The organism is Paenibacillus antri (genome assembly GCF_005765165.1).
Lineage (GTDB): Bacteria > Bacillota > Bacilli > Paenibacillales > YIM-B00363 > Paenibacillus_AE > Paenibacillus_AE antri.
Genome location: NZ_VCIW01000019.1, coordinates 82,457 through 109,267 on the forward strand (window position 1 = coordinate 82,457; position 26,811 = coordinate 109,267).

Here is a 26,811-nt window from a genome sequence, read left to right on the forward strand (position 1 = left end):
CCGCCTGAGCAGAGGACATCACCTTGGAAAGGAACGCGGAAAGACACGCCCCCTTCATAAAAGGAAGGACCCGGCGACGTCCGCCGAGTCCATGTTAGGTTTCTTTTCGCTGCCGCTTGAACTACTACTATCCGCTCGCTTTCGCAGCGAACGGATCCGGCTGCTTCACGCTCACGCCCGTCGTGGCCTCGAAGTCGTACAACGCCTTCGTCGTTTCGGAGAAGCGATCCAGCTCGTTGTAGGCCGGAATGCCGTGGTACGCCATATCGAGCCCTTCTTCTTCCTCCTCCGCCGTCGCGCGCAGGCCTACCGTAACCTTCGCGACGTACGCGATCGCGGCTCCTCCGGCGAAGCCCCACGCGATGATCGCCAATGCGCCGATGGCTTGCGCGGCGAGCAGCGACGCATCCCCCGTCGTGAAGAGTCCGCCCTGCGCGTCGAACAATCCGACGGCGATCGTGCCGAACGCGCCATTGAAGCCGTGAACGGCGACCGCGCCGACCGGGTCGTCCACCTTCAGCCTGTCGATGAAGAGCGTCGCCCAGATGACGATCAGGCCTGCGACGAGACCGATGACGATCGACTGCCATTGATTCACGAACGCGCAGCCCGCCGTGATGGCGACGAGGCCCGACAAGGCGCCGTTCATGACCATGGACGGGTCGGTCTTGCCGAAGCGGAACATCGTGAACAGCATCGCGGACGCGCCGCCCGCCGCCGCGCCGAGCATCGTGTTGAGCGCGATCGACGACAGCATGCCGTCGCCGGCGTTCAGCGTGCTGCCGGCGTTGAAGCCGAACCAGCCGAACCAGAGCACGAACACGCCGGCCGAAGCGAGCGGAATGTTCGACGGCGCGAAGACGTTGACGCTGCCGTCCTTATAGCGGCCTTGACGGGGGCCGAGAATCCAGGCGATGACGAACGCCGCGGAACCGCCGAGCAGGTGGATGACGGCCGAGCCCGCGAAGTCCTTCATGCCGAGCTGCGCCAGCCAGCCGTCGGCGTTCCAAGCCCAGTGGCCGGAAATCGGGTACAAGAGAAGCGCGATCAAGCCGGCGACGATGACATAAGCTTTGAAGTTCATTCGCTCCGCCACCGCGCCCGAGACGATCGAGATGCAGGCCACCGCGAAGCCGAGCTGGAACAAAACGTATGCGGCAGCCGGCAAATCGAGGCCGAGGTCGATTTGCTGCGGGGCAAAGAACAGCGACGTCCCGATCAGACCGCCCGCGTCGGACCCGAACATGAGACCGAAGCCGATCGCCCAGAACGCTAAGGCGCCGATGGTCAGGTCGACGAAAATCTTCATCGTGACGTTGACCGCGTTCTTCGTCCTTACGAGGCCGGCCTCGAGCAGGCTGAATCCGCCCTCCATGAACAACACCATGGCCGCCGCGAGCACGACCCAGATCGTATTGAGATGTATCGCTTCCACCATGATCGACTACGCCTCCCCTGTCAGCGGCCGAAGCTCGTCGATCGTCTCGTCGATCCGGCCGGTACGAATGTTATAGGCTTGCTCTACGGAGGAGATGAAGATTTTCCCGTCCCCCGCCTCGCCCGTCTGCGCCGCCGACACGATCGCTTGCACCGTACGCTCGACCATGAAGTCCGAGATGACGATCTCCATCTTTACTTTCGGGTGCAGACTGACGTTGTAATTTTGCCCTCTATAGATGCCGCTTCGTTCTTTCTGCAATCCGCGTCCGACCACCTGATTCACCGTGAACGCCGTTACGCCGATCGCGTGCAGCGCCTTGATCGTATCGTGCAGCTTCTGCGGTCTAAGAATCGCCTCGATCTTCTTCAACCGGGTTCGCCTCCGTTTTGGTTACTAATACTGCCATAGCAAAACCTCACATGTAGATGTTATCTACAATTACATGTAACAATATCTCACGTCACCCGCTTTTCGTCAATACATGTCGCTGTATTTCACATAAAAAGTTCGAAATCGTCGTCATTCCTTCGTGTCACAACTTTGCGCCGACTCTCGTTACATGGGTAAACCCAAGCGAGGAGTGGTGTGCGATGCAAACGATCGTAGTGGTCGGAGGCGGTTATGCGGGCATTCATACGGTGAAAGCGGTCAAGGCGGAGAGCGAGCGGACCGGCGCGCCGGTCCGCATCGTTCTGATGGACCCGGCGACTTATCACGCGAAGAAGGTGCGGCTCGTGCAAGCGGCGGCGGTGCCGACCAGCTTGCGGGTGCCGTGGGAGGCGTTGTTTCCCGCGGGCGAAGCGGATTTCGTACAGGGGCGCTGTCTTGCCGTCGACGCCGCGGCGCGGAAGGTGAAATACGAGGACGCGTCGGGCGTCGAACGAACGCTGGCGTACGACCGGCTCGTGCTCGCGCTCGGCAGCGTCGTCCGCGAAGCGCCCGAGGGCGCCGGCGGCATCGCGCTGCGGGACGAAGTCCATGCGGAGCGCATTCGCCTCGCCGTCGAGGCGAATTTGTCGGCGGCGGCCCAGGAGCGAGATGCCTCGCGGCAAGCGGCGCTGTGCGCCGTCGTCGTCGCCGGGGGCGGGATCAGCGGCGTCGAGACCGCCGCCGAGCTCGCTAAGGCGATGAGGCGTCGGGCCGCCGCGCTCGGGCTTCCGGCGACGCTGCCGCGCGTGACGATCGTCGCCGGCGGAACGCGGCTCGTGCCGCTAATGACGGAAGCCGCGTCTAAGCGCCTGGAAGCACGGCTGCGCGCGGCAAGCGTACGCATCGTCCGCGGCGCGCGCGTCGCCCGGGAGGGCGGCGACGGGTTCGCCGTGCTTTCCGACGGGAGACGCCTCCCCTGCGGCCTCGTTATCTGGACAATCGGGGTAGACCCAAGCCCGTCGCTGCGCGGTCTCGGGCTGCCGCTCGGCTCGAACGGACGGCTCCAGACCGATTCGTGGTATCGGGTGCAAGGCGGCTATGATACGATATATGCCATTGGGGACAACGCGCGGATCGTCGATTCGGCGACGGGTATCGAAGACGGGATGACGTGCCGCGAAGCGATCCAACAAGCGCAGCGGCTCGGGAGGGTGCTGCTCGCGGACATCGCCGGCCGCCCCGCCGAACCGCATCGCGCGGCGACGCGGCAGCAGTATTGCGTGGACCTCGGCGAAGGCGAAGGCTTCGCATGGATCCGCCACTGGGGCGTCGACTTTACGATCGGCGGCGCGCTCGGCGGCAAGGTAAGAGAGTACACCTGGAACCTCGGCAGCTTGATGAAGTAATCGGAAGTCGATATAAGATTCGGTAGAGGAGCGCGATGGGAATGACGGAATCGTCGGCGGCGGCCGGAACGGAACATTTATATGAGAAATACAGGCCTTTGTTATTTTCATTGGCGTACCGCATGACCGGCTCCGCCGCGGAAGCCGAGGACGTCGTGCAGGACGTCTTCCTCCAGTGGGAGCGCCGGACGCCGGATGCGCGGGCGCTCGAGTATCCGAAGGCGTATTTGTGCAAGATGACCGTCAATCGTTGCACCGACCTCGCTCGCTCCGCCCGCGCGCGGCGGGAGACGTACGTCGGCCCTTGGCTCCCCGAGCCGCTCCTGACGACCGGAGCCGAGGGCGACCCGGCGGTCGTCGCGGAACGCGACGAGACGCTGTCGTTCGCCATGCTGCTGATGATGGAGCGGCTCTCCCCCGTCGAGCGCGCCGTCTTCGTGCTCCGGGAAGCGTTCGGCTTCGAGTATGAGGAGATCGCGGGCCTCGTTGACAAGTCGGCGGCGAACGTCCGGAAAATCATGAGCCGCGTCAGAGTCAAGCTCGACGCCGATCCCATGGAGGCCGCCGCGCCGTCCGAGCAATTCGCGGAAGAGCTGCTCCGGGCGTTCCATCACGCGGCCGGCACCGGCGACATGGAGCCGCTCTTTCGGCGGCTGGCGCCGGACGTCGTGCTTCTGTCGGACGGAGGGGGCAAGGTGTTCGCGGCGACGGCGCCGATCGAGTCGAAGCCGAGGGTCGCCGCCTTCCTCGGCGGCTTGCTGCGGAAGATGGCTCCCGATACTTCGGTCGTGCCCGTCGTCGTCAACGGCGGCCCGGGCCTCGCCATTTTCGAGGGAGAGGATCGGACGGTACGCAGCGTGATGGCGTTCCGGCTCGGTGGGGACGGAGAGGTTCGGGCCGTCTACATCGTCCGCAACCCGGACAAACTGAGTCATGTTTCGCGGGAGCTGCGAATACCCTAGTACCACTACGGACAAACGGGGTGGAGCATGTCCTGGATCGAAGCCTTCGTACTCGGACTCATTCAAGGGTTAACGGAATTTCTCCCGATCAGCAGCACCGGTCATCTCGCGCTCGGGCGCCATGCGTTCGGTCTGCAAGAGGCGGGATTGTTCCTCGACACGATGCTGCATATCGGCACGCTGGCCGCCGTCGTGTTTTATTATCGCGAGGAGCTGTACGGCATATTGAAAAATCCCCTCGGCAAAGTCAGCCTGCTGCTCGTCGTCGGCACCATTCCAGCCGTCGTCGTCGGCTACTTGTTCGAGGATTTCTTCGAGGAGATTTCCGTCAGCGGCGCGACGATCGGCTGGGAATTTCTCGCGACGGGCTTCTTCCTCTGGTTCGCGGACGGGATGCGGAACGGGCGCAAGAAGATGCAAGACCTGACCTATACGGACGCGCTCGTCATCGGCTCGTTCCAGGCCGGCGCCATTCTTCCGGCGATCTCCCGCTCCGGACTGACGATCGTCGGCGGCCTGATTCGGAAGCTCGACCGCGAAACGGCGGCGTACTTTTCCTTCCTATTGTCGATCCCGGCCATTCTCGGCGGCATCGTCCTGCAGTCGACGAAGCTGCTGGAGGGCGGCGGCGCGGCCGGCTCCGTCGGCATTCCCGCGCTCATCGTCGGCTCCGTCGCCTCCGCCGTCTTCGGGTACGTCGCGGTGCGCTGGATGATCGATTTCTTGAAGCGCGGTTCGCTGAAAATTTTCGCCGTCTACGTCTGGGCGCTCGGCCTCGTCGTCCTCGGCGCGCAGTTCCTCGGCAAGTGGTAACGCCCGGCGCGGCCTCGAGTTGAACCGCTCCCTCCGCTTCGCTACAATAAGAGCATTACTTATCGAGGAAGCGGTGGTTTCGTGGCAGGTCGAGGTCGCGGACAGCAAGAACGAGGCGGACGCCGGGGCTCCGGCGCCGGACAACAGGAGCGGACCGGGCGCCGCGGCGGCGGCGGCGCGGGCGGCGGGCGCGGAAGCGCGTCGTTCGGCGGCGGGCGTCCGCCGCGCGGCGAGGCCGGCCGAACGCGCGACGCGGCGGGCTCCGGCGGGCGCGGCAGAGGCGCCGGCATGGCGGCTTCGTCCGCCGGCGGAAGGCCGCGAAGCGCGGCGTCGCCCGACGGCGGGTACGGCCGCGGCGAGCCATCGGCCGGAGCTCGCGGCCGCGGCGGCTCTGGGGCGCGCCGCTCCGAGGCGGGCGTTCGCGGAGACTTCGGGATCCCGGGCTTCGGGGGCCCCCGCGTTCGCGGCGCCGGCCCAGCCGGTCGCGGCTTCGCGCATGGCGGTTCCGCCCCGCTGCCGTCGGCCGCCGGGCTGCAGCTGAACGCCGCCAAGCGCAAGGGCGAGTGGCTGGAGCTGAAGCTGCCGGAGTCGTTGGCGGCGGTGCCGCTGAACGGCTTGATGCAGCTGCTGCCGATCCCGGGGAAGGTCGCCGGGCGGCTCATCTCCGTCAACGGCGTGCAGCGCCAAGGCAAGCTGCTCCGGCTCAAGCTGTTTCCGGAGGAGCGCCCCGAGTTCGACCCGGAATGGATGGAGCTCAACATCTTGTACGAAGACGACTTCACCCTCGTCGTGAACAAGCCCCCGGGCATGGAGGTCCACCCGAGCGTCAAGGACCAACGCGGGACGCTGGCGCATAAGGTCGCCGCGTACTACGACATGACGAACCAGGCATGCCGGGTTCGCCATGTCCACCGGCTCGACAAGGATACGACCGGACCGGTGCTGTACGCGAAGAACGAGCTCGCGCACTACGTCTTCGACGCGGCGATGCGCGAGAAGCGCATCGAACGCATCTACGCCGCCCTGGCGGAGGGCGTCGTCAAGGACGCGAAAGGCGTCATCGACGCGCCCATCGGACAAGACCGCCACCACTCCACGCGGCGGCGGGTAAGCGAGACCGGCGAGTCGGCGGTCACGCGGTACGAGGTGATCGAGCGGTTCGCCGATCACACCCTCGTGCGGCTGCGGCTCGAGACGGGCCGCACGCATCAAATCCGGGTGCATCTGTCGCACCTCGGGCACCCGATCGCCGGCGACGGCTTGTACGGCGGCCATCGCCCGATCATGCAGCGCCAAGCGCTGCATGGCGAGAAGCTCGTCTGGCCGCATCCGTGGACCGGCGAACGGATGAGCGTCCACGCGCAGCTGCCCGACGACTTCGCCGCCGCGCTGCGCGCCCTGCGCGACGCGAACGGATACAGCAAGCGATAAAAATAACCTCCCGCCGATCGGCGGGAGGTTTATTTTGCTTACGCCGATCCGCCGCCCATCCGCGCCGCGGCGGCCCGGACTTCGTCGATCAACCGATCGAAGCCGACGGCCACCGCCTCCTTCAGGTCGGTCACCGCTCGGCCGATGCTTTCGAGCGCGCCCGTCTGCTCTTCGATCGCGGCCGTCTGCTCCTGAATCGACGCGTTCACGCCGGTCACCTCTTGCGTTAAGCCCGTCAACGCGAAGACGATCGCGCCGACGGCGATCATGAGCGCCAGGACGAGCACCCATCTCTGATTGTACCAAGGCGTCGGCTTCGCATGCGTCTCCCTTCTCGGACCGAAGTCCTCCATCGGATACATATAATAACTGCGGTCGTCTTCGATTCGGTAATGTCGATGCGGCGCATCCGGCCGGCGAGGCGCCGGCGGCAGCCGCTCCTCTCCTGCATCGATCGAATTCGGATTCGGGTTTCTGTTCGGTTCGTTCATCGCGCATTCCTCCTCCTTCGCCTTGCGATCGGCGGAATTGCCATAGCGTTCGAGGCGAAGGGCCGTTTTCGGTCGGTCGACGCGAGGTGCGCCGCATAATTGGGCGCTCTTTACAAAAACTATAGAAGGAATTCCTTCAAAGGGCTCCCTACATTTCATTTTATGGAGGAGATCCACCGATGAAAAACCAAGGCAACAGCATGCAGTCGCAAAACCCGTTGTCGCAAGCCCAGCAGTCGCTCGACCATCTGCATAACGCCGTCGCGATGGCGCAGTCGAAGCCGAACGATCAGATGATCCAACAGGCTCAGAATTCCTTAGAAAAGGCGTCCCGCTCCGTCGACCAAGCCCAATCCGCCGGCAACCCCAACGCTTCGCAGCTGGTGCAAAGCGAGCTGCAAGAAGAGCAAGAAAACCTGCAATCGCTCCAATAAAACAGAGGGACTTCGACGGTACGCCGTCGAAGTCCCTCTTTCTTCTCTGGCGTTCCGAGCCGCTCCTCCGGTAAACTGGAAGAAAGGAGCGATGAAGCATGCCGACGTGGAAGCACGCCGCCGCCCGGGTATGGAACGGCTGGAAGCGCCGCAGGGTGCTGTCCTGGTTCCGCCCCGGCGCGGTCGTCAAGGGACGGTATACGATCGTTAAGCCGATCGGCGAAGGCAGCTACGGCCTCGCCTACTTGTGCAGAGACCGCCGCGCGGGAGACCGGCCGTGCGTGCTGAAGCATGTCCAGCCGCTGCGCGGCGGCGCGCTCCGCACGGAAGCGGTATACAGCCTGGAGACCGCGATGCTGGAACGGCTGAGCCACCCCTCGGTGCCGCGTCTGTTGGATCGCTTCCGATACCGCGGCGCGTTCTGCTTCGCGATGGAATACGTACCCGGCCTTAGTCTCGAGAAGCTGTTGTTCGAGGAGGAACGGACGTTCACCGAAGCGGAAGCTTTGCTGCTGCTTCGGCGGCTGATCGACGTCGTGGCCGATATCCATGCGGCGGGCATCGTCCATCGCGACATCCGGATCGCCAACGTCATCGTAGACGGCGAGCGCGTGCACTTGATCGATTTCGGGCTGGCTCGCGATCTAGCGCCCGGAACGCCGGATCCCGTGCCGGACGACGTTCTGGACGACGATCCGATGGAGAAGAAACTCCGGCGGCGCGTCGACGTGACGAGCGATTTTTACGCGATGGGGCACCTGCTTCTTTTTCTGCTATACAGCTCATATCCCGAAACCCGCGAGGAGCGCAGCTGGGAAGAAGAACTCGCTGGACTCGCCCCGGAAACGAAAAGGCTGCTCCGCCGATCGCTCATGACGGAACAGCCTTACGCCTCTGCCGAGGAGCTGCGCGACGACTTGGACGCCGCGATCCGCGCCTCCGCGCATTAATTAACTGCTGTAGCTGGAATATCCCTTCTTCTTGTAGTAGCCGTGGCCGTATTGATTGTGCTTCGGGGGTACCCCGTACGTCGGCTTATGGAAATGATCGCTGCTGCTAAACTTCTTATATCCGCCGTAGTGCGGTCCGTGATGCTTCTTGTGCGAGGACGAGAGAAGCGTCTTCAACAATCTCTTCAACATCGTCGAGCCCTCCTAGCCTTTTGATTACTTATACGAGAGGTCCTCTTGTCCGGTTGCGTTTCCCGAACGACTTTGGTACGTTGACACTATCGAACAATCCCGCTACGGCGCGAGCGAAAGGAAGCTGATCCGATGTCCGTATACGATTTCAGCGCGAGAACGATTCGAGGCGAAGAGCGCTCGATGTCCGACTATCGCGGCAAGGTGCTGCTCATCGTCAACACCGCCAGCGAATGCGGCTTCACCCCGCAATACAAGGGCCTTCAGGAGCTTTACGAGAAATACCGCGACGCGGGCCTGGAAATTCTCGGCTTCCCTTGCAACCAATTCGGCGGGCAGGAGCCGGGCGACGAGGCGGCGATCGCCGGCTTCTGCGAGACGAACTTCGGCGTGACGTTCCCGTTGTTCGCGAAGGTCGACGTGAACGGCGACGACGCGCATCCGCTGTTCAAGTATTTGACCAAACAGGCGCCCGGCATTCTCGGCACGAGGTCGATCAAGTGGAACTTCACGAAGTTCCTCGTCGACCGCGAAGGCAACGTCGTAACGCGCTTCGCGTCCACCGACAAGCCGGAAGACTTGGAACGCGATATTCAGAAATATTTGGGGTAACCCTCTCCCTACTCCCGGATCCGATGCGGGTGCGAGTACACGTTCAGCGACGCCCCTCGAACGAAGCCGACGGCCGTAATGCCGAGGTCGCGCGCGAGCTCGACGGCGAGCGTCGTCGGCGCCGACTTCGACAGGACGACGCCGGCGCCGAGCTTCGCGACCTTCAGGACGACCTCGGAGGAGAGGCGGCCGCTGAACGCGACGATCGCGTCCCGCGTCGGGAGGTTCTCGAGCAGGCAGCGCCCGTACAGCTTATCGAGGGCGTTGTGGCGGCCGATATCGGATCTCGCGAGCAGCAACCGATCCGGCGAGCACAGCGCCGCGTTATGCAAGCCGCCCGTCCGCCGGAACGCCTCCGACGCGTCCTCGAGCTCGCGCAGCCGGTCGACGCACTGCCGCACGGTCAGCTTCACGGGGCTGGTCGACGTACGCGCGGCGCGGGCGTCGTTCACGAAGTAGAATTGGCGGCTCTTGCCGCAGCAGGAGCCGATGAACCGTTTCGAGACGGCGTCCTTGCCGGCGGCGCGCGGATTGCGCAGCTGGACGCGAGCGAAGCCGGAGACGGGGTCGATCGCGAGCGACGCGACCTCGTCCGCCCGGCGGATGATGCCTTCGGACGCCAAGAAGCCATACGTAAGCTCCTCCAGGTCGCTCGGCGTGCACACCATCGTGGCGAACTCCGCGCCGTCGAGCAGGATCGTCAGCGGCCGTTCGACCGCGATCCAATCCTCCGTCTCGCGGAAGCCGGAGACGTCGTAGCGCACGACGGCGCGCCGCTCCGCCGCGTCCGCGTCCACGGAGGCGTAAGCGTCGTCGTGAATCTCTCCGTTTTCCATCCCGCTCAGCTCACTTCCGTCTCCAAGTCTTCGATCCGCTTCTCCGCGTACCGCATGTCTTTCCCTGCATGATAAGCGTCCGCCTTCTCCAATGCGACGGTCGTATTGTATTCCGGAATGCCGGCATGCGGCTCGTATACGCCCTTCGGCAGCAGCGCGTTGCCTTCCGGCCAATAGACGGCGAGGTTGCCCGGCCGCGTGTCGGCGAGCTTCGCCCGGCCGTGGAAGACGCCGTAGCGGTTATGGAGCACGACGCCGTCGCCGTCGGCGATGCCGCGAGCCGCCGCGTCGGACGGATGGAGCAGCACGTCGCGGCGGTCGGCGGCGTTGAAGGGATCCTTCTCTCCGTAGATCATCGAATTGAACTGCTTGCCGCGACGGGTCGTGAGGAAGTAACGGCCTTCCTCCCGCCGCGTCTCTGGCAGCGCGATCGGCAGCAGACGCCCCCGGCCGTCGGCTGTCGGGCAGACGCCGTCCTCGCACAGCCACGCGCCGCCCCATTGGAAGACGTCGCCCTTGCGGCGCAGATGCTGAATGCCGTCGTACGACGGGTTCGCGAGCGCGATCTCCGCTCGGATCGCCTCCGCCGACGCGAAGGCGACGCGCTCGGCTTCCTCCGGCTTCACCCGACGCGCCAGATCCACGTAAATCCGCCACTCGGCGCGCGCTTCCTCGATGCGCGGGCCTTCGATTTCCGGAGAGAAATACACCATCCGCTCCGTCGACGTGGACGTACCGCCGCCCGGCTGCTCGTATCGCGTCATCGCCGGCAGCACGATGACCTCTTCGCGCGCATCGACCAAGGTGGACGTATTCAAGATGATGTCCTGGTGCACCCGCAGGTCGACGTTCTCGAGACAGCGGCGCACGAAGTCCGGATCGGGCATCGTCTCGAGGAAGTTGCCGCCCGACGTATAGAAGATGCGCAGCTTTCGCGCGTCGTCGTCGGGAAGGGCCGCGTTTTCTAAGGACACGCCTACGATATCGCCCTGCCACCGCGGCAGCCGGAAGCCCCAGAGCTTCTCGATGCGCTCGATCGTCGCCGGGTCCCACTCGCCGCCCGGCAGCGAGAACGGGTCCGCCCCCATCTCCCCGGACCCCTGCACGCCGGAATGCCCGCGGATCGGCATGACGCCGCAATGCTTGCGCCCGAGGAAGCCGCGCAGCATCGCCAGATTCGCCACCTGCGAGATGTTGTCGGTGCCGAACCGATGCTGCGTGAGGCCCATCGACCAGACGAACACGCCGGAGCGCGACCGCGCCAGCAGCTCGGCGAATTCGCGCATGCGCGAGCGCGTCATGCCCGCGGACGCTTCCAGCGCCGACCAATCCAGCGCCTTGACATGCGCCTGCAGCGCCTCGAGGCCGGTCGTATGCGCCTCGACGAACGCGCGGTCGACCGCCGACCCCGGACGCTCCGCCTCCATCTCGAACCACGTCTTCATGACGCCGTTCATGAACGCGATATCGCCGCCGATGTTGACCTGATACACGTCGTCGACGAGCTTCGTGCCGAACAAGGCGCTCTCCGGGATCGACGGGATCCAATACTTTTCCATAGAAGGCTCGCGGTACGGGTTGATCATAACGATCTTGGTCCCTTGCCGCTTCGCCGCGTACAAATACTTCGTCGACACCGGCTGATTGTTCGCCGCCACCGACCCCCAGAACACGACGACGTCGGATCCGATCCAATCCGAATAGCTGCAGCTCGACGCGCCGATGCCGAGCGACCGCTTCAGCGCCGTCTTGCTCGGCGAGTGGCAGATGCGCGAGGCGTTGTCGATGTTGTTCACGCCAAGAAATCTAGCGACCTTCGCGGCGGTATAGTACACTTCATTCGTGATGCCCCGCGCCGTCAGGAAGAACGCCGTCTGCTTCGGGTGCGTGCGCTTCATCTTCGCCGCGATTCGATCCATCGCTTCGTCCCACGACACCCGGGAGAACGTCCGCTCCCCCTTGCGCCGCAGCAGCGGATACGGGATGCGCCCGAGCCGGCGCAGCTCCGCGCTGTCGAGCTTCCGCAGCTCGTCGATGTCTTGGTGCAAGACGTCCGGTTGGATCGCCGGCATCGTGTTCAGCCGCAGCACGTTCAGCCGCGTCGTGCACAGATGCGGGCCCGCGAGCGTCCGATCCTTCAAGCCCGCCACGCCGAGCGCGCAGCCGTCGCAGACGCCCTGCGTCAAGATGCGCGCCGCGTACCCTAGATTGTCCCGATTGTCCCAAGCGACCTTCAACGTCTCGCGAATATGCGCGGGCTTCACCTTCCCGAGCCCGAACGGCACCGGACTGACCCACAGCCGCGGGTCCGGAGCGAAGGGAAGCTTCTGCGGCCCGTCGTGTTTCGTTTTCCCCATGATTGGATTTCCTCCCTTAAAAAACATCCGAAAAACGCAAAAACCGCGCACGAAACCATCCCGGTTGGGAACGGCCGTGAGCGGTTAGTCTAGAGCAGGATCGCTGCCAAGTGCCAACCTTACGGATTCAACCTCTGCCGAACTTCTCTTCGATATTCGCGTCGAACACGAATACGGACATGCCGAAATCCTTCTCGATGTCGATGTCGACGAACAGGTCCACGAGCTTCGCGCCCAGGAACGCCTCCATCTCGACTGGAGGATGCTTGCGGTACAGCTGCTTCACCATCTCGGTACGGGCCGCGCGGAGCATCGGCTTCCCCTCGTCGTGCTCGGCGATGAACTTCTCCACCGGCGACAGGTTGCCTTCCATCTCGCAGATCGCCCACTGCTTGCAGAACGTCGTCCGGATGTGCCCGGGACCCTTCCCCATATGCCGCTTGCGAAACGCGCGCACCAGATTGCTGAACTCAGCTTCGTATTTATTCATCGGAATCAGCCTCTCATGTCAGCATTATCTTAGCATGAGAGCGATTGCATGACAACGGGTAAGGCTCGCCTCTTCTATCCGCCGAGGAGCGCGCGCAGGCCGGCGAACGCTGCGGCGTACACGACGGCCAAGTACAGGAACGTCGCGGCCAGCATTCCGTAGCCGGCGAGGACGAGCACGCCGTCGCGGCGGAGCAGCCCGAGCGCGAAGAAGACGATCGCGTACGCCGGGATGGCGTTCGACAGCGGCATCGGCAGCGGGAGCATCATCCCGACGGAGCCGGCGACGATGCCGACCGCATGCGCCGCGCGAAGCGTCCGCGTCCCCGTCAAGGCGCCCCATCGCGGCTTCGCCCATGCCTCCAGCCGCCGCAGCAGGGCCCCCGCCTTGTCGGCGATCGTCCGCATATGCTTCTGCTTGACGCGAAGCCGCCCGAGGCGGCGCGGCAAGCGCAAAGGCCCGCCGGTGACGAGGCTGAGGCAGATCAAAATAATGAGCGTGCCGAACGGCGTGCTCATGCCCGGGATCGACACCGGCAGCAAGAAGGGCGCCGTCAAGATCATGACCGCGATCAACAGACCTTCCCGGCCGATGCGCTCGAACAGCTCGTCCATCTCCAGCCCTTCCGGCGGCGTAGCCGCGGCGAGCTCGCCGACGAGCGCGGATACGCTCGCTTGTTCCTCGTTCGAAGCCTTCCCCATAGCCTTCTCCTTACGGTCCCGTTTCCGTTACTCCGCCTTCTTCGCGACCCGCTTGCGAACGAACCAGACCGCCGCGGCGACCGCGCCCAACGCTAACGCGACGTAGACGATATTCGAATATACGTCCATGTACGCGACGATCGTCTCCCACGAATCCCCGACGGCGGCGCCCACGTAGACGAGCGCCGTATTCCAAATCAACGAACCGATCGTCGTCAGCAGCAGGAACGGAAGGAAGCGCATGCCCGAGCTTCCCGCCGGAATCGAGATCAAGCTGCGGACGAGCGGCACGAGTCTGCCGAAAAACACGGCCCACGGCCCGTGCTTGTCGAACCAGGCGTCCGCCTTCCGAATATCCTCCGGCTTCAGGCGAAGCACCCTGCCGTATTTGACGACGATCGCCTCGAGCCGTTCCGCCGACAAGATGCGGCCGATGCCGTACAGTATGATCGCGCCCGCGAGGGACCCGGCCGTCGCGAACGCGATCACCCCGATCGGCGTCAAATCCGTCGACGTCGTCATAAACCCGCCGAACGTCAAGATGACCTCCGAGGGAATCGGCGGGAATAAATTTTCCAACGCGATCAATAAGAAAATACCCATATACCCGTAAGCGTCCATGACTTCCGCGATCCAATGCTCCATGTTCGTCTCCCGCTCCTTCGTCTCTTAGCCGAAATAATCTCTAACTTTCCGATATAGGACATTGTCCATAACTTTATACAAGAAAAACAACGCAAGGAAGCAAAATCCGTATACGGCCGCGACCGTCGTCGCGATAAGCGCGAACAACGACCGGGTCGGCAGCGCGTGACCGATCGCCGCGAAAGCGGCGGCCGCCGTCAGCGTGAGGCCGGAGAGGCCGAGCAAATAATGGTGCCCGTGCGTCTCGAACGGACTCGAGTACTTCGACATGGACAGCAGTTCCTTCACCTTAAACTGCGTAATGGCCTCCTTCGCCGCGTCCTCCTTGCGCCTTCCTTGCCGTTCCAGATCGGCCGCGAAATCCTCCAGATAGTTCCGCAGCTCCTGCCGGTCGTCCGCGCTCAACGCCAACTGATCCACATACGCGCCGATGTCGGTCTGCTTCCGTAACAGGCGGTTCATGCGCAGATGTCCGACGTAATTCGCCGCCGCCCAAGCCGCGGCCGCCGTGAAAGAGGCGAAATACGAAACGGAAAGCCACAGCTGATCGCCGGGATTCACCCGTTCGTCGATCGCGAACGTGACGACGCAGATCGCGACGGAGAGCAGCAGCAGCCAGACGTGTTTGATTTCGCCCATACTGAAAATTTTACGCGCCAGAAGTTTCATCGTTTCACCTCCGAATCGTTCAAATAAACCGATTCACGATCTCGGTCGTCTTCTTCCAGTCGGCAATCGATTGCCGCAGCGCTTCCCGGCCGTCTTCGGTCAACGCATAGTATTTCCGCCGCCCGCCGTGGCTCTGGTCTCCCCAGTAGGCGGACACGGCGCCCTGCTTCTCCAGTCGCTTCAAGGCTAAATACAGCGTGGCCTCTTGAATTTCGAACATCCCTTCCGTGCGCTCCTTAATGGATTTCGAAATCTCGTACCCGTAGTTATCCTTCGCCGTCAGGACGGACAGGATGAGAAGGTCGATCGTTCCTTTCAGCATTTCCGCATTCAAGAGGCGCTTCCCCCTACATCGATTACTCAACGACATTGAGTAGTTCGTTAGCAAGTATATCCCACACTACCTAACAATGCAATATACTTATAAAAATTAAGGACTCCCTCATGTTTTCTTCTCGTGATATGATGCTTCTTGTAGGCTTTCTAGGGTTCCTCGAGACGCGCGGCGCGCGATTCGGTACGGTCCGAGAGAAAGCCGCGCGGGGGCATGGGATTGCCTCGCGTACACGGAGGGATAAAAGCCCGGGAGATATCTAACGATATGTCTCGGGCTTCTTTTTTGCGTTCGTTCGCTTGCCCGGGCTTTCGAGAAAGGAGGTTGCTGCTCTATGGCGTGGATCTACCTGCTCGCGGCCGGCGTCTTCGAGGTCGTCTGGGCGATCGCTCTGAAGGCGTCCCACGGCTTCACGCGTCTTTATCCGTCTCTCGTCACGCTCGCCTTCATGGCCCTGAGCTTCTATCTGCTGGCGCTCGCGACGAAGACGCTCCCGATCGGCACCGCGTATGCGGTATGGACCGGCATCGGCGCGCTCGGCGCGGCCGTGATCGGCATGGTCGCCCTGCACGAGCCCGTCAGCGCGCTCCGTTTGCTGTTCCTCGCGCTCATTCTCATCGGCCTGGTCGGCCTCAAAGTGACGTCCGGCCACTAAATTGGAAAAGGACCATCCGATTCCCGTCGGACGGTCCTTTTTCGCCTCTCTTCGCGCCAACTGCTCAAAATTCGATACCATTTCGCCGAACTGCTCAATTTTTGACGCCATTTCGGCTAGCTGCCCCTTTTTGCGTCTTCGGCGGGCTGCGGCCACCTCGTGTTCCGTAGTATGTCGCCCCGCCTTCTCACCTCTCTTCGCGACAACTGCTCAAATTTTGATACCATTTCGGCTAGCTGCTCCTTTTTACGTCTTAAGCCGGCCGCACCCGCCTCATATTCCGCACGATGTCGCCCAGCCTTCTCGCCTCTCTTCGCGCCAACTACTCAAAATTTGATACCATTTCGCTCAACTGCTCAAATTTTGACACCATTTATCTTCGAGCGAAAAAAACGCCGATCCCCCGGAATCGGGCGACCGGCGCTTGGCCATGTCCTGCGTTATACTTCGAACGAGCTCTTCAGCGACACGATCCGGTTGAACACCGGCCGCCCCGGCGCGGACGTCTTCGGATCGACGTTGAAGTAGCCGTGGCGGAAAAATTGGAACTTGCTGTGTGCGGCGACGTCCTTCATGTCCGGCTCGACGAAGCCGTTGGCCGTCACGAGCGAATTCGGATTGATCCGATTCAGGAACGACTTATCGGCGCCCGCGGCGCCCGCCAGCCGTTCCCCCTCCGCCTCCAGCGATCCCGCCGGAGCCGCCTCGGCGTCCGGGTCGGTTTCGCCGTCCTCGTCGTAGATAAGCGGCTCGTACAGACGGAATTCCGCCGGCACGGCGCGCGTCGCTTCGACCCAGTGGATCGTCCCCTTCACCTTGCGGCCGGTAAAGCCCGTGCCGCTCTTCGTCTCGGGGTCGTACGTGCAGCGAAGCTCGACGACGTTGCCCGCCTCGTCCTTCACGACTTCTTCGCACTTGATGAAGTACGCGGACTTCAGCCGCACCTCATTCCCGGGGTACAATCGGTGATATTTCGGAGGCGGCGTCTCCATGAAATCCTCGCGTTCGATGTAGATTTCGCGCGAGAACGGAATGCTGCGGGAGCCGAGCTCCGGGTTTTCCGAGTTGTTTTCGATTTCCAACATCTCGACCTGCCCTTCCGGGTAGTTCGTGATGACGACCTTCAGCGGGTCCAGCACGGCCATCGTGCGCGGCGCGGCCAGCTTCAGATCCTCGCGGATGTAATGATCGAGCATGCGCGCGTCCACCGCGCCGCTGCCCCGGGAGATGCCCGTCGCCGTAATAAAGTCGCGGATCGACTTCGGCGTGAAGCCCTTGCGGCGGAAGCCGGAGATCGTCGGCATGCGCGGATCGTCCCAGCCGTCCACGACCTTCTCGTCGACGAGCAGCTTCAGCTTCCGCTTGCTCATGACCGCGTTCGTCAGGTTCAGCCGGCCGAATTCGTATTGTCGCGACACGTGCGGCATCTCGCATTCGCGAATGACCCAATCGTAGAACGGGCGCTGATCCTCGAACTCGAGCGTGCAGAGCGAGTGCGTGACGCCTTCGATCGCGTCCTCGAGCGGATGCGCGTACGCGTACATCGGATAGATGCACCATTTGTCGCCCGTGTTATGGTGATGCGCGTGCGAAATCCGGTAGATGACCGGGTCGCGCATGTTGATGTTCGGCGACTTCATGTCGATCTTAGCGCGGAGCACCTTCTGCCCGTTCTGGAATTCCCCGGCCCGCATCCGCGCGAACAGGTCCAGGTTCTCCTCGACGGAGCGGTTCCGGTACGGGCTCTCCCGGCCCGGCTCGGTCAGCGTGCCGCGCATCTCGCGGATTTGATCCGCCGTGCTGTCGTCCACGTAAGCGAGCCCTTTCTTAATCAAGAGCACCGCGCGGTCGTACATCTCCTCGAAGTAATCCGACGCGAAGAACAGCCCGTCCCACTCGTACCCGAGCCACTTCACGTCTTCCTTGATCGCCTCGACGTACTCGACGTCCTCCTTGACCGGATTCGTGTCGTCGAACCGCAGGTTCGTCCGTCCGCCGAACTCGTCGGCGACGCCGAAGTTGAGGACGATCGACCGCGCGTGGCCGATATGCAGGTAGCCGTTCGGCTCCGGCGGGAAGCGCGTGACGATCTCCTTCGCCCGGCCCGCCTTCAGGTCTTCGACGATAATCGTCTTGATGAAGTTGGAGTTCTCTTCCGTTCGCTCGGTTGCTTCCGTACGTTCGGTACGTTCTGGCATGGCTATCCCATCCTTTGCGATCCCGTTTTCTATATCGTCGGTTATGCTAATCCCTAAATCGTACCATAAACCGACGGAAAATAAAAAACGGATTCGCGCCGCTACGCCGTTTTCCGCTGAAAATACGCGAAGCCCGCCGCGAAGAACAAGACGAAGCTGCCGGCGACGACGAGCATGAGCTTCTCGTACGGCGCCTCGAACGCGCCGAAGCTGTCCGCCGCCCACGGGATCGTCGCAAGCGCGGGCTGCGCCCACGGGTACCACGGGCCGTACGTTTCGGAGTTGGCGATAAGAATGCTGGGCAGCGTGAAAATGACGTTCAGCGCCAGCGGCGCCGCGAAGCTCTGCCACAAGGCGGACGCGCCGAGCTGCAGCGCCGCGATCGGCAGGCACGCCGCCCAGCCGCCGAGCAGCGATTGCGCCAACACGTCCCACGGGATCGGCGTCGGCCAGCCGCGAATCGCACCCGCCATCAGCACGCCGGCGAGCAGGAACAGCTGGGTCAGCAAGAGAACGCCCATAACGATCGCGTACTTCGACAGGTAGACGGCGCCGCGCGAGACAGGCAGCGCGAGCAGCTGCTTCCAGCCGCCGCCGACATGCTCGAAGCGGCAGACGAAGGCGGCGAACACGCCCGAGAGCAGCGGCAGGAACAAGAGACCGTGCAGCAGCGCGGCATTCGACAGCGTGCCGATCCACGGGTCGCCGCCTTCCGCTGCTTCGAAGAGGCTGACGAGCGTCATCAGCGCCGGGCTGACGAGCGCCAGCAGCCAGATCGGCGACTTGCGGAGCTTCAGCAGCTCCGCGGCGAATACGTTGTGGAACGTCATCGCACGTCCCTCCTTCCGAAATGCGCCGCGCCGAGCCCGTACAGCAGCAGCCCCGCTCCGGCGCCGAGCGCGAGCGTCAACGGCACCGGCCAGCCGGTCTCGCCGACATAGAGCCATTTGTACGGCACCCAATCCGCGAAGGCGAACGAATACATCGCCAGCACGGTGCCGAGAATGCCGACGGTCAACGGTACCGCCTGGTTGTGCAGGACAGTCGAGAGCCATGTCTGCAGCGCGAGGAACGGAAGCGCGGCGACGAGCGGCAAGTACGACATCGCAAGGACGTCCGCGAACGGCGCCCCCGTCAAGTCGTGGCCGAGCGCGGCGCCGAGGACGAGCGTGCCGAGCGCGAGCAGCGTACAGGACGCAAGCAACTGCATCGTCAGCACGGACACCTTCGCCGTGTATACGGCCGTCTTCGACACCGGCAGCGCGAGCGTCTGCTTCCAGGCGTTCGTCGCGTGCTCGTAGCCCGCGAGCATGGAAGCGACGATCGCGAGGCCGGCCATGAGCGCGGGGACCGCGAGCCACTTCACGTTGCCGACGAGGCCGCCCCATGGGTCGTCCGCGTACAAATTCGTTAAATAATCGTAGCGCACGGCGTAATTAGCCGCCTGCAGCGCGACGACGCCGATCGGGCCGAGCGCGACGAGTCCCCAGACGAACGTCCGCCGCTGCTTGGCGAGCTCCGCGCGAAGCGCGCGTCCGTAGCCCCCGCTCATAAGCTCGCCCCCGTGCCGGTCAGCTCGAGGAAGATGTCCTCCAGCGACGTCTTCGACTCCTCCACGCGATAGACGGACACCTCGGCGGCTACCAGCCGTTCGACCGCCGCCGCCACCGCCTCGTTCGAGGTCAAGCGGAAGCTGATGCCGGTCTCCGTCCGTTCCGCCCCGAAGTTGGGCTCCGACAAGGCTTCCAGCGCCCGCGCCGGATCGTCCACCGTCATGCGGATGCTCGACTGCGACCGGCGGCGCAGCGCTAGAATCGAATCCTGAAAGATGAGCCGGCCGCCGGAAATGATGCCGACCTGCGTCGCCGTCTGGTCGATCTCCGACAGCAGGTGGCTCGAGACGAGCACCGTCATGCCGTATTCCTTCGGCATGCTGCGGATCAGCTCGCGGATTTCCAATATGCCCGCGGGGTCGAGCCCGTTCGTCGGCTCGTCGAGCACGAGCAGCTCCGGCTCGCCGAGCAGCGCCGTCGCGATGCCGAGCCGCTGCTTCATGCCGAGCGAGAAGCCTTTGACCGGACGATGCGCTTCCTTGTCGAGCCGCACCGTCTTAAGCGCCTCGTCGATACGGCGCTTCGGCGCGTCGAGAATGCGCCGGACCGCTTCCAAATTTTCATAGGCGGTCAGATGTCCGTAGTAGGAGGGGTTCTCTACTAAGGAGCCTATCCTTTTCAAAATCGCGAGCTTATCTTTCTTCAGCCCCATCCCGAACACGCGGATGTCGCCCGACGTCGGACGCATAAGGCCCAGCAGCATCCGAATCGTCGTCGTCTTGCCGGCGCCGTTCGGGCCTAAGAAGCCGTAGATTTCGCCTTTTCCGATGCGGAGATCGACCTGATCCACCGCCGTCTTCGCGCCGAGGCGCTTCGTCAATCCTTTGGTTTCCACGATCCATTCCATCTTCTCTTCACCTCGCCCCCTATCATATCGGGCCGAGGTTAAGACGAAGGAGGGGCCAAGGTTAAGATTCGTTTAAATTTCGGTCGATCGTCACCGTCGTGCCGGACGGGCCGCTCTCGAACGTCCAGCGAAGCCGCATCTCCCGCAGCATCAGCTCCGCGATCGACAGACCGATGCCCGCGCCCTTCTCGCCGGAGCCGCGCTCCATACCGCCGCCGCGGTCGGCGATCGCGATCCGGGCTTCGCCCCGCCCGTCGACGCTAAGCCGCACGCCGACGTATCGGCCTTCCTTCGCATGACGCAGCACGTTCTGGAACAGGTTGTCCAGCACCCGTTCCATCCAGCCCGGATCGATCTCCCAGACGACGGCTTCCTCCGGCAGCTCGACGTCGATCTCGAACCCTTCCCGCTCGAACGTCGCGTACCAGCCCGCGCAGGACGTGCGCACGAGGCGAGCGACGTCGGTCGGCTTCGGGTGGAACGGGTACTTGCCGGCGGAGAGCAGCGTGTACGACAGCAGATTGTCGATGAGCCGGTCCATCTGCCCGATCCTGCGGTCGATGAGCGCCGCCGACTCCCGGCCGGCCTCGGTCGACGCCTCCTGCGCCAGACGGTACGCGTGGCCGCGAATCGCCGTCAGCGGCGTCCGGAGATCGTGCGAGAGGCTGGCGATCAGCTCCCGGCGAAGCGCCTCCTCCTCCCGCTCCCGCTCGCGGCTGTGGGTCAGCTCCGCGAGCATGTCGTTGAACGCCCGCTCGAGCTGGCCCACCTCGTCCTCAAGCTTCGGGGCTACCGGCTCCGGCAGCCCGCCCGGCGCGGACGGCGACGTCATCGCGTCCCGCAACCGGAGCAGCCGCCCCCGCACGCGGTAAAAGAACATGGCGGACACCGCCATGAACAGCGCCAACACGAGGAACGTGCCGACGATCGCGCTGTATTCGCCCAGGCCGTATCGGTTGACCGGTTCGGACTCGAACACGCGGCGCGGCACCGTAAGCGCCAAGAAGCCTCTCTCGCCCTCCGTGCCGAGCTGCGCCACGACGGTGAACGGATCCGCGTCATACCCGTCCTTCATGAACCGGATCGTCTCCGCCCTCGTCCAAGACGCCGGGTAGCCCGCCGTATCAGGGGCTTGCATGACCCTCCGCCCCTCGGCGTCCACCCAGACGACGGTGGAATCCGGGTACTCGGCTTGCCACCGTTCGAGGCTCGCCGCTACGTCGGCCTGCGGCGCCGCCTCGAGCGACCGCGCCTCCTCGTGCCACAGCGCTTCGACGTCGAGCGCCGACAGGAAGTCCCCCTTCCCGTCCGGCAGCACGCCGCGAGACGGCTCGTAGAAGAGGATCGTGATCGTCGTGAACGCGACGGGCAGCAGCAGGACCGCGACCGCGATCAGCAGCAGATACTTCCACAGCAGCGAGTGCCTCTTCTTCACCTTCATAGCCTCACCCGATAGCCGATCCCACGGATCGTCTCCAGGATCGTCGGCGAGGCCGGATCGAGCTCGATCTTCTCCCGCAGATGCCGGATATGCACCATCAACGTCTTATCCCCGTCGAGATACGGCTCGCCCCACACCGCCTCGTAGATTTGTTCTTTCGTCGCGATTTGATTGGGACGCCGCAGCAGGTACATGAAAATATGAAACTGCTTGCCGGTGAGCGCGATTTCCTCGCCCGTCCGCCCGTCGACGACGACGTTGTCCCGCATGCGCACCGACAGGTGGCCGACGGCGAGCTCCTCCGGCGCGCCGGCCCCGGCGCGGCGCAGCAGCACGTCGATGCGGGCCGTCAGCTCCTCGGGGTGGAACGGCTTCGTCAAGTAGTCGTCCGCGAATTGCAAGCCGGTCAGCTTGTCTTCCACCGCGGCCCGCGCGGACAGCATGAGGATCGGCCTTGCCGGCGCCTCCGCCTTCAGCCGCCGGCCGACCGTAAATCCGTCGAGCCCCGGCAGCATGACGTCCAACACGACGACGTCCGCGTCCCGCGCGCGTTCTATCGCCCCTTCCCCGGAGGGCAGCCAGACGACCTTATGTCCGGCCCGCTCCAGATGCTCCCGTACCCATCCGGCGATTTCCGTATCATCCTCGATATATAATACCGTTGCCATACAGATGCAGCCTCCTATCGTTCGAACCCAGTATAAGGAAAAGCGTCGGCGTTGTACAAGCGCGCCGGCGCCGGACAGGTTATGAGCAATGGCGAGGGAGCGAAGGAAATTTAAGGAGAAGGAGCGTCCGAGCGCATCGCTTCATCCCCCGCCGGGTCCCGCAGCATAAAAAAACGGCCCGACTTGTCGTCGGACCGCTCTCATAGGTTCGCGCCGCAAAGCGCCTGCCGCCTCTCACCCTCGCGAAGCCAGCCACTCGCGAACCGCTTCCTTTTCCATCGGCTTGCCGTAATAATACCCTTGCATCACATGGCAGCCGGCGTCGCGCAGCAGCGCGATCTGCTCTTCGGTCTCGACGCCTTCCGCCACCATCTCCATCCGGAGCTCCGACGCCAGCGTAACGATCGCCTGCAGGATCGCCTGCTTGGACGATATGTTGCTCTCCCGGATAAACAATTGATCGATCTTCAGCGTATCGAGGGGCAGCCGGTCGAGCGACCCCAGCGAAGAATACCCGGAGCCGAAGTCGTCCATCGCGATCTTCACGCCGAGAGCGCGCAGCTCGGTGAGCTGATGAACGATTTCTTGCACGTTGTACAGCAGCAACGACTCCGTGATTTCCACCTCCAACCGCTCGGGCTCGAGACCGGCCGCACCCAGCGCGCCGGTCGTCATCTCGAACAGATGCTGGCTCTCGAACACGCGCACGGACAAGTTGACGGACACGCAAGCCTCGGCCCAACCGTCCCGGCGCCATTCCGCGGCTTGGCGGCACGATTCGAACATGACCCACCGCGTCAACGGAATGATCAATCCCGTCTCTTCCGCAAGCGGAATGAATTCCGCCGGAGAGACGACGCCCAGCTCCGGATGCCTCCACCGCGCGAGCGCCTCCATGCCGATCGGCCGTTCGGCCGTCGAGTGCCACTGGGGCTGGTAGACGACGTAAAATTCCTCGAGCGCCATCGCCTTGCGCAAATCCTTCTCGAGCCGCAGCTTGCGCTCCATGCGTCGGCCGAGTTCGGCGTCGAAGACGGCGTGCCGGTTTTTCCCGGCCCGCTTCGCCTCGTACATCGCCGTATCCGCCGCCTTCATCAGCGAGGACCGATCGCTCGCATGCTCGGGCGCCAAGCTGATGCCGATGCTGGCCGTAATATACAGCTCGTTGTCGCCGATCCGGTACGGCGCCTTGATCTCCTGCAGCAGACGCAGCGCCAGCGCTTCGGCTTCCGTCCGTTCGCTGCCGGGCAGCAGCAGCAGAAATTCGTCGCCGCCGAGGCGGTAGACGGCTTGCCCGGGCGACAAACCCGCCCGAAGCCGCCCGCTCACCTGCAGGATCAGCTCGTCGCCCGCGTCGTGACCGAGCGTATCGTTGATCGTCTTGAATCGATCCAGATCGAGGAACAAGACGGCCAGCTTTTTTCCCGCCCGCTCCGACAGGAGCTCCTCGAACACTCGGTCGAGCACGTGGCGGTTCGGCAAGCCCGTCAACGGATCGCTGTAGGCCATCCGCTCCAACACATGCCGGTCGAAATAGACGGCCACCCACGACAAGAACAGAATGATCGATATCGTCAGCGCGACGCCGATCAATAAGAACGAGAAGTTCGTAACGCCTTCGCCCGTCGCCGTTCCCGGCTCCGCCGAAAACTTCGCCGCGGCCATCCCGGTGTAGTGCATGCCGCAGATCGCGAGGCCCATCGCGGCGGCGCCCGCCCATCGCCGCGCCCGCATGCCCTTCCGCGAGCGGAAGCGCATGAACAGAAACAAGGCGGCATACGAGACGAGCAAGGCGACGACCGCGGACAGCGTCCAGACGACCTTATCGTACGCGATCGACCCGTTCATGCGCATCGCGGCCATGCCGGTATAATGCATGCCCGTGATGCCCGCGCTCATCGCCAGGCCGCCGAGCGCAAGACGGCGCTTGCCGACGCGGGCCGTCGACGTCGCCGCGAACGCGACGCACGAAGCGAAGACGGCCAGCAGCAGCGAGACGATCGTCGTCGGAACGTCGTATCGGATCGTGATCGGCAGATGAAACGCCATCATGCCGATGAAGTGCATCGACCAGATGCCGCAGCCCATGACGATCGAGCCCGCCGCGATCCAGCCTGGCTTCGCGCGCCGCGAGGCGCTCATGATTTTCGACGTTAGGCTTAACGCCGTATAGGACGCGAACATCGCGATCGCGAACGACAAGAATACGATCCATGGGTTATAGTGACCATGCAACGTTGCCATGACAGTCCCCTCTGCAATGCATTTCATGCTTCTTCCCAGAATATCTCGATTTCGTAAGGTAGGATACAAAATTTGGCGCACGTCTAATTTTTAAGCCCACGTTCGTACGAAACGCTGAGTAAAGAAAAAAGACGACGCCCCGAACGTCGGAACGTCGGAGCGCCGCCGCGCCTCAACCCGCCTTGCCCGCGATCGATACGCGGTTGCGCCCTTCCCGCTTCGCCTCGTATAACGCCTCGTCGGCTCGCCGAATCAGCTGAAGGAACGTCTCGTCCCCGCCCTTCCACTGCGCGACGCCGATGCTTACGGTGCAGTACAACGGCTGTCCCTTCGGCTGGCCGAACGGCTGCGCCCGCACCGCCGCGATCAACCGGTCCGCCGCGATGCGGGCGCCTTCGATCGTCGTATCCGGCAGGAGCACCATGAACTCCTCGCCGCCGAACCGGCCGAGCACGTCCGTCCGCGGGAAGCCGGACTTCATCAACTGCCCCATCTCGCGAAGCACCTGATCGCCCGCCTCGTGGCCGTACGTGTCGTTCACCTTCTTGAAATGGTCGACGTCGATCATCAGCAGCGAGACGGCGCGCCCCGGCCTCGCCCGCGTGGCCGCCTCGAAGACGTGGCTCACGTATCTTCGGTTGTACAACCCGGTCAGCTCGTCGGTATCCGCCAGACGCCGCGACTCCTTCATCAACTCGACCGCGCGGTCTTTCTCCTTGCGCATCCGCTGAATATGGTCGGCGAGCCCCCAAGACAGGACGACCGCTTGAAACGCGGACCCCGCTTGAGACGCGTACGTCGTCCACCACGTCATCGGGAGCCACCCCGCGTCGGACAGCGACGACAGCATCGCCCCGATCATAAAGACGCCCCAGCCGAGCAGGAAGTACTTCGCCGTATGCGAGCCGTTCCGCCAGCCGGCGACGCATGCCGCGATCATCAGCAGCTGAATGGCTACGATGCTGTAGATGGACATCTGCAGCCCGGTCGGATAATCGACGAACAGCACCGCTACGTTTGCGGTCTCGAGGACGACCAGACCCGTGAACGCTCGATACAGACGCGGGCTCTCCAGCTTCATGTTCAAGATGTTCCGCGTGAACAGCAGCGCCGCCACGTGGCTCAAGCAAATGAAGAAGACGATCGCTCGGTTGTTCCACCAGACCGCGTCCGGCCAGATGTATTGATACGCCGTACCGTTCAACGTTAAGTATAGGAACAACGTAGAGACGTTGATCAAGACGTAATATAAGTACGCCTTGGAACGCAGCGAGACGGCCAAGACGCTGTTGTAGATAATCATGATGAGCATAATGCCGTAATAACATCCGAGCAGCAAGACGACGGATTGCTCCTTGCCGACGAACCGCTCCGGCGACGAGACGCTGACGGGAAGCGCCAGCGCGCCCTCCGTTTCGGCCCGCAGGTAGATCGTCGCGCGCTCGCCCGGATCCAATTCCATCGGAAACACGAAGTTCCGGTTCGGCAGCGGCCGTTCTTCGAACGGGAGCGCGTCGCCCGTCGACTTCTCCGAGACGACCGACCCGGACGCATCGATCATATACAGCTGCAGCCGGTCCAACGGCGGGTACGCCACCGACAGCAGCCACTCCCGCCGCTCGGATTCGTTGACGATTTCGAACCGCGCCCAATGCACCGGCGCCCCGTACCCGTCGTTCGGCGTACGCTCCTCCGCGAGAACGAACGAGCCGGCGTCGTAGACGGACCGAATGTCCTCCACCGTCCGGCTGCCGGCTTCGTCGCGGAACAATTCCATCATAGGAACGTATTCATGGGCGTCCGCGCGCAGCGTCAACGTCGCCCCCGCGTCCGCCGCATCGTCCGCGGACGCGATGCCGGACGCGAAGCCCGCCGTCGCATAGAGCAGCGCGAGCAGCCCCCATAACCATTTTCTCATACCCATCCCCGCGTTTCTGCGGCCTTACGGCCTTCTTTCTTTCTATTATGGGAGTTTCGGCGGAAATTTGCTGTGAAGCGCATTACAAATGTGG

The 26,811-nt window shown here is 63.4% G+C and carries 27 protein-coding genes and 1 riboswitch; of the genes, 8 read left to right on the plus strand and 19 right to left on the minus strand.

Features of this window, described 5'->3' with window-relative positions; genetic code table 11:
* Positions 1-127 precede the first annotated feature (127 nt).
* A complete protein-coding gene (locus FE782_RS23880; RefSeq protein ID WP_138196864.1) occupies positions 128-1,438 on the minus strand; it encodes an ammonium transporter in 1,311 nt (436 codons plus the stop codon).
* A 6-nt stretch (positions 1,439-1,444) separates the two neighbouring features.
* Positions 1,445-1,810, minus strand: a complete 366-nt coding sequence (locus FE782_RS23885) for a P-II family nitrogen regulator (RefSeq protein ID WP_138196865.1) — start codon at positions 1,808-1,810, stop codon at positions 1,445-1,447.
* Between the two features lie 221 nt (positions 1,811-2,031).
* Here FE782_RS23885 and FE782_RS23890 point away from each other — a divergent pair, with 221 nt between their 5' ends.
* The 4 genes from FE782_RS23890 to FE782_RS33210 all read left to right on the plus strand — a co-directional run bounded on the left by FE782_RS23890 (position 2,032) and on the right by FE782_RS33210 (position 6,422).
* Complete coding sequence (locus tag FE782_RS23890; protein ID WP_158299518.1) at positions 2,032-3,216, plus strand: NAD(P)/FAD-dependent oxidoreductase; 1,185 nt, start codon at positions 2,032-2,034, stop codon at positions 3,214-3,216.
* A 41-nt stretch (positions 3,217-3,257) separates the two neighbouring features.
* A complete protein-coding gene (locus FE782_RS23895) occupies positions 3,258-4,178 on the plus strand; it encodes an RNA polymerase sigma-70 factor (RefSeq protein ID WP_138196867.1) in 921 nt (306 codons plus the stop codon).
* 27 nt (positions 4,179-4,205) lie between these two features.
* On the plus strand, positions 4,206-4,991 hold the full coding sequence (locus FE782_RS23900) for an undecaprenyl-diphosphate phosphatase (protein ID WP_138196868.1): 786 nt from the start codon (positions 4,206-4,208) through the stop codon (positions 4,989-4,991).
* A gap of 81 nt (positions 4,992-5,072) precedes the next feature.
* Positions 5,073-6,422: an RluA family pseudouridine synthase gene (locus FE782_RS33210; RefSeq protein ID WP_338016915.1), complete on the plus strand. Its 1,350-nt coding sequence runs from the start codon at positions 5,073-5,075 to the stop codon at positions 6,420-6,422.
* Between the two features lie 38 nt (positions 6,423-6,460).
* Here FE782_RS33210 and FE782_RS23910 read toward each other — a convergent pair whose 3' ends face one another.
* Positions 6,461-6,913: a hypothetical protein gene (locus tag FE782_RS23910; protein ID WP_138196869.1), complete on the minus strand. Its 453-nt coding sequence runs from the start codon at positions 6,911-6,913 to the stop codon at positions 6,461-6,463.
* Between the two features lie 179 nt (positions 6,914-7,092).
* On the opposite strand from FE782_RS23910, the gene FE782_RS23915 reads away from it, so the two are divergent.
* Positions 7,093-7,347 carry a hypothetical protein gene (locus FE782_RS23915; protein ID WP_138196870.1) on the plus strand — a complete coding sequence of 85 codons (255 nt, stop codon included), beginning with the start codon at positions 7,093-7,095 and terminating at the stop codon, positions 7,345-7,347.
* Positions 7,348-7,445: 98 nt separating this feature from the next.
* Positions 7,446-8,297 (plus strand): serine/threonine protein kinase, encoded by an 852-nt coding sequence (locus FE782_RS23920; RefSeq protein ID WP_138196871.1) that lies wholly within the window; start codon positions 7,446-7,448, stop codon positions 8,295-8,297.
* Here FE782_RS23920 and FE782_RS23925 read toward each other — a convergent pair whose 3' ends face one another.
* Positions 8,298-8,489: a hypothetical protein gene (locus FE782_RS23925; RefSeq protein WP_138196872.1), complete on the minus strand. Its 192-nt coding sequence runs from the start codon at positions 8,487-8,489 to the stop codon at positions 8,298-8,300.
* A 132-nt stretch (positions 8,490-8,621) separates the two neighbouring features.
* Here FE782_RS23925 and FE782_RS23930 point away from each other — a divergent pair, with 132 nt between their 5' ends.
* On the plus strand, positions 8,622-9,101 hold the full coding sequence (locus tag FE782_RS23930; protein WP_138196873.1) for a glutathione peroxidase: 480 nt from the start codon (positions 8,622-8,624) through the stop codon (positions 9,099-9,101).
* Positions 9,102-9,109: 8 nt separating this feature from the next.
* Here FE782_RS23930 and fdhD read toward each other — a convergent pair whose 3' ends face one another.
* The 7 genes from fdhD to FE782_RS23965 form a co-directional block, all read right to left on the minus strand.
* Positions 9,110-9,937 carry a formate dehydrogenase accessory sulfurtransferase FdhD gene (fdhD, locus tag FE782_RS23935; protein ID WP_202914596.1) on the minus strand — a complete coding sequence of 276 codons (828 nt, stop codon included), beginning with the start codon at positions 9,935-9,937 and terminating at the stop codon, positions 9,110-9,112.
* Positions 9,938-9,942: 5 nt separating this feature from the next.
* Entirely contained in the window at positions 9,943-12,294 is a 2,352-nt protein-coding gene (locus FE782_RS23940; protein ID WP_138196874.1) for an FdhF/YdeP family oxidoreductase, read from the minus strand.
* Positions 12,295-12,421: 127 nt separating this feature from the next.
* Entirely contained in the window at positions 12,422-12,784 is a 363-nt protein-coding gene (locus tag FE782_RS23945) for a Na-translocating system protein MpsC family protein (RefSeq protein WP_138196875.1), read from the minus strand.
* A gap of 74 nt (positions 12,785-12,858) precedes the next feature.
* Positions 12,859-13,485, minus strand: a complete 627-nt coding sequence (locus FE782_RS23950) for an exopolysaccharide biosynthesis protein (protein ID WP_138196876.1) — start codon at positions 13,483-13,485, stop codon at positions 12,859-12,861.
* A 27-nt stretch (positions 13,486-13,512) separates the two neighbouring features.
* Positions 13,513-14,130, minus strand: a complete 618-nt coding sequence (locus tag FE782_RS23955) for a DedA family protein (RefSeq protein WP_138196877.1) — start codon at positions 14,128-14,130, stop codon at positions 13,513-13,515.
* Between the two features lie 24 nt (positions 14,131-14,154).
* Positions 14,155-14,799, minus strand: coding sequence for a hypothetical protein (locus tag FE782_RS23960; RefSeq protein WP_138196878.1), 645 nt, complete (start codon positions 14,797-14,799; stop codon positions 14,155-14,157).
* A 19-nt stretch (positions 14,800-14,818) separates the two neighbouring features.
* Complete coding sequence (locus FE782_RS23965; RefSeq protein ID WP_138196879.1) at positions 14,819-15,133, minus strand: PadR family transcriptional regulator; 315 nt, start codon at positions 15,131-15,133, stop codon at positions 14,819-14,821.
* A gap of 138 nt (positions 15,134-15,271) precedes the next feature.
* Positions 15,272-15,390: riboswitch (guanidine-I (ykkC/yxkD leader) on the plus strand.
* A 77-nt stretch (positions 15,391-15,467) separates the two neighbouring features.
* Between FE782_RS23965 and sugE the strand changes: the two genes are divergently transcribed.
* Positions 15,468-15,788: a quaternary ammonium compound efflux SMR transporter SugE gene (gene sugE, locus FE782_RS23970; protein WP_138196880.1), complete on the plus strand. Its 321-nt coding sequence runs from the start codon at positions 15,468-15,470 to the stop codon at positions 15,786-15,788.
* A gap of 440 nt (positions 15,789-16,228) precedes the next feature.
* Here the strand turns inward: sugE and FE782_RS23975 are convergent, their stop codons facing one another.
* The 8 genes from FE782_RS23975 to FE782_RS24010 form a co-directional block, all read right to left on the minus strand.
* Complete coding sequence (locus tag FE782_RS23975) at positions 16,229-17,986, minus strand: glutamine--tRNA ligase/YqeY domain fusion protein (RefSeq protein WP_138196881.1); 1,758 nt, start codon at positions 17,984-17,986, stop codon at positions 16,229-16,231.
* A gap of 101 nt (positions 17,987-18,087) precedes the next feature.
* Positions 18,088-18,816, minus strand: a complete 729-nt coding sequence (locus FE782_RS23980; protein ID WP_138196882.1) for an ABC transporter permease — start codon at positions 18,814-18,816, stop codon at positions 18,088-18,090.
* Positions 18,813-19,538, minus strand: a complete 726-nt coding sequence (locus FE782_RS23985) for an ABC transporter permease (protein WP_138196883.1) — start codon at positions 19,536-19,538, stop codon at positions 18,813-18,815. The genes FE782_RS23980 and FE782_RS23985 overlap by 4 nt, the downstream gene beginning before the upstream one ends.
* Positions 19,535-20,446, minus strand: a complete 912-nt coding sequence (locus FE782_RS23990) for an ABC transporter ATP-binding protein (protein WP_138196884.1) — start codon at positions 20,444-20,446, stop codon at positions 19,535-19,537. The genes FE782_RS23985 and FE782_RS23990 overlap by 4 nt, the downstream gene beginning before the upstream one ends.
* A 61-nt stretch (positions 20,447-20,507) precedes the next feature.
* On the minus strand, positions 20,508-21,881 hold the full coding sequence (locus FE782_RS23995; protein WP_158299519.1) for a HAMP domain-containing sensor histidine kinase: 1,374 nt from the start codon (positions 21,879-21,881) through the stop codon (positions 20,508-20,510).
* A 2-nt stretch (positions 21,882-21,883) separates the two neighbouring features.
* A complete protein-coding gene (locus FE782_RS24000; RefSeq protein WP_202914597.1) occupies positions 21,884-22,555 on the minus strand; it encodes a response regulator transcription factor in 672 nt (223 codons plus the stop codon).
* 234 nt (positions 22,556-22,789) lie between these two features.
* Positions 22,790-24,799, minus strand: coding sequence for a bifunctional diguanylate cyclase/phosphodiesterase (locus FE782_RS24005; RefSeq protein WP_138196887.1), 2,010 nt, complete (start codon positions 24,797-24,799; stop codon positions 22,790-22,792).
* A 172-nt stretch (positions 24,800-24,971) separates the two neighbouring features.
* Positions 24,972-26,717, minus strand: a complete 1,746-nt coding sequence (locus FE782_RS24010) for a diguanylate cyclase (protein WP_158299520.1) — start codon at positions 26,715-26,717, stop codon at positions 24,972-24,974.
* Positions 26,718-26,811 lie beyond the last annotated feature (94 nt).

Excerpts from the sequence above, each read along its gene's own strand:
- FE782_RS23880 (WP_138196864.1), bottom strand. The coding sequence starts at position 1,438 with ATGGTGGAAGCGATACATCTCAATACGATCTGGGTCGTGCTCGCGGCG.
- FE782_RS23890 (WP_158299518.1), top strand. The coding sequence starts at position 2,032 with ATGCAAACGATCGTAGTGGTCGGAGGCGGTTATGCGGGCATTCATACG.
- FE782_RS23895 (WP_138196867.1), top strand. The coding sequence starts at position 3,258 with ATGACGGAATCGTCGGCGGCGGCCGGAACGGAACATTTATATGAGAAA.
- FE782_RS23900 (WP_138196868.1), top strand. The coding sequence starts at position 4,206 with ATGTCCTGGATCGAAGCCTTCGTACTCGGACTCATTCAAGGGTTAACG.
- FE782_RS23910 (WP_138196869.1), bottom strand. The coding sequence starts at position 6,913 with ATGAACGAACCGAACAGAAACCCGAATCCGAATTCGATCGATGCAGGA.
- FE782_RS23915 (WP_138196870.1), top strand. The coding sequence starts at position 7,093 with ATGAAAAACCAAGGCAACAGCATGCAGTCGCAAAACCCGTTGTCGCAA.
- FE782_RS23920 (WP_138196871.1), top strand. The coding sequence starts at position 7,446 with ATGCCGACGTGGAAGCACGCCGCCGCCCGGGTATGGAACGGCTGGAAG.
- FE782_RS23925 (WP_138196872.1), bottom strand. The coding sequence starts at position 8,489 with ATGTTGAAGAGATTGTTGAAGACGCTTCTCTCGTCCTCGCACAAGAAG.
- FE782_RS23930 (WP_138196873.1), top strand. The coding sequence starts at position 8,622 with ATGTCCGTATACGATTTCAGCGCGAGAACGATTCGAGGCGAAGAGCGC.
- fdhD (WP_202914596.1), bottom strand. The coding sequence starts at position 9,937 with ATGGAAAACGGAGAGATTCACGACGACGCTTACGCCTCCGTGGACGCG.
- FE782_RS23940 (WP_138196874.1), bottom strand. The coding sequence starts at position 12,294 with ATGGGGAAAACGAAACACGACGGGCCGCAGAAGCTTCCCTTCGCTCCG.
- FE782_RS23945 (WP_138196875.1), bottom strand. The coding sequence starts at position 12,784 with ATGAATAAATACGAAGCTGAGTTCAGCAATCTGGTGCGCGCGTTTCGC.
- FE782_RS23950 (WP_138196876.1), bottom strand. The coding sequence starts at position 13,485 with ATGGGGAAGGCTTCGAACGAGGAACAAGCGAGCGTATCCGCGCTCGTC.
- FE782_RS23955 (WP_138196877.1), bottom strand. The coding sequence starts at position 14,130 with ATGGAGCATTGGATCGCGGAAGTCATGGACGCTTACGGGTATATGGGT.
- FE782_RS23960 (WP_138196878.1), bottom strand. The coding sequence starts at position 14,799 with ATGAAACTTCTGGCGCGTAAAATTTTCAGTATGGGCGAAATCAAACAC.
- sugE (WP_138196880.1), top strand. The coding sequence starts at position 15,468 with ATGGCGTGGATCTACCTGCTCGCGGCCGGCGTCTTCGAGGTCGTCTGG.
- FE782_RS23975 (WP_138196881.1), bottom strand. The coding sequence starts at position 17,986 with ATGCCAGAACGTACCGAACGTACGGAAGCAACCGAGCGAACGGAAGAG.
- FE782_RS23980 (WP_138196882.1), bottom strand. The coding sequence starts at position 18,816 with ATGACGTTCCACAACGTATTCGCCGCGGAGCTGCTGAAGCTCCGCAAG.
- FE782_RS23985 (WP_138196883.1), bottom strand. The coding sequence starts at position 19,538 with ATGAGCGGGGGCTACGGACGCGCGCTTCGCGCGGAGCTCGCCAAGCAG.
- FE782_RS23990 (WP_138196884.1), bottom strand. The coding sequence starts at position 20,446 with ATGGAATGGATCGTGGAAACCAAAGGATTGACGAAGCGCCTCGGCGCG.
- FE782_RS24000 (WP_202914597.1), bottom strand. The coding sequence starts at position 22,555 with ATGGCAACGGTATTATATATCGAGGATGATACGGAAATCGCCGGATGG.
- FE782_RS24005 (WP_138196887.1), bottom strand. The coding sequence starts at position 24,799 with ATGGCAACGTTGCATGGTCACTATAACCCATGGATCGTATTCTTGTCG.
- FE782_RS24010 (WP_158299520.1), bottom strand. The coding sequence starts at position 26,717 with ATGAGAAAATGGTTATGGGGGCTGCTCGCGCTGCTCTATGCGACGGCG.